The organism is Variovorax glucosi (assembly GCF_051216695.1).
GTDB lineage: Bacteria > Pseudomonadota > Gammaproteobacteria > Burkholderiales > Burkholderiaceae_C > Variovorax.
The window spans coordinates 1-1,032 of the sequence record NZ_JBPJZE010000406.1 but is presented as its reverse complement, the minus strand read 5'-3'; the positions used below and the strand labels follow the sequence as shown (position 1 = coordinate 1,032).

1 protein-coding gene and 1 pseudogene are annotated in these 1,032 nt (G+C 64.9%); both read right to left on the bottom strand.

Annotated features, from left to right (window positions below):
- Nucleotides 1-426: pseudogene (locus ACSFA3_RS26055) on the bottom strand (type II secretion system minor pseudopilin GspK); the annotation flags it as partial.
- A gap of 86 nt (nucleotides 427-512) precedes the next feature.
- A complete protein-coding gene (gene gspG, locus ACSFA3_RS26050) occupies nucleotides 513-965 on the bottom strand; it encodes a type II secretion system major pseudopilin GspG (protein WP_435464425.1) in 453 nt (150 codons plus the stop codon).
- Nucleotides 966-1,032 lie beyond the last annotated feature (67 nt).

Here is a 1,032-nt window from a genome sequence, read left to right as displayed (position 1 = left end):
AACCACCCGGCGGGCCATGCGGTCAGCCTGGTCCGCCGAAACGCCCACCAGCGCGCACAGCCGCAGGAAGGCCGCGCTCTCGACCGGATCGATCTGGCCAGCGTTCACGAGGTTGCGCAGATTGAATTTGGACTGCTCGTCGATGATCTCGGTAAATGCCCTTGCGGACGCGCCCTCGATATGGCCAAGAACCTGTCCGTTCACGGGGCGGTTCCAAAGTCCGTCGAGGCGGGTGGCAGGTTCGCGCTGCGCCTCAGCACGTAGTACGAGTTGAGCGCGCGCAATTTCGCCGCGAAGCAGCCACCGCGCCTGCGCAAGCGTCTGCTCCGTCTGGGCGGCCCGGATCGCCGCGGTCTGCCTTCCGAGCAGCGCCGAAGCAAGCACCGCGATCACTGCGACAACCAGCAGCACGCTGATGATGGCCATGCCACGCTGCGCACTGCGACCGAACTTTGCCCAGCGTCGGCGTTGCTGGCCTGCAGGCCGCCCCCTGGTTTTAGCCATGAGCCCGCCTAAAGCTGCCAGGAACCGATGTCGGCGTTGGCTTTTTCTCCGCCAGGCTCTCCGTCGGCGCCAAGCGAGAACACGTCGATCTCGCCGTTGGTGCCGGGATTGAGGTACTGGTACGGCTTGCCCCAGGGGTCGTTAGGCAGCCGCTCGAGGTAGTTGCGCCAGTTTTGCGGGACCTTGCCCGACGTAGGCTTTTCCACCAGCGCCCGCAACCCTTGGGTTGCGCCGGGGTACTCGCCGTTGTCGAGGCGGTACAGCTTGAGCGCCTGCATGAGGGAACCCACATCCTGGCGTGCCGCCGTGGCGCGCGCCTGGTCGGGGCGACCCATCAGGTTCGGCACGATCAGCGCCGCGAGCACGCCCATGATGACAAGCACCACCATGAGCTCGATGAGCGTGAATCCCTGCTGCGGCCGCGGGCGCAGGTGCTTCTTTTCAAGGATACCTGCGGCCATGCTTTTTCTCTCCAGATCGATGCCTTTGACACCTGGAGATGATGGCAACCCGGCGTGTCAGCTTGAT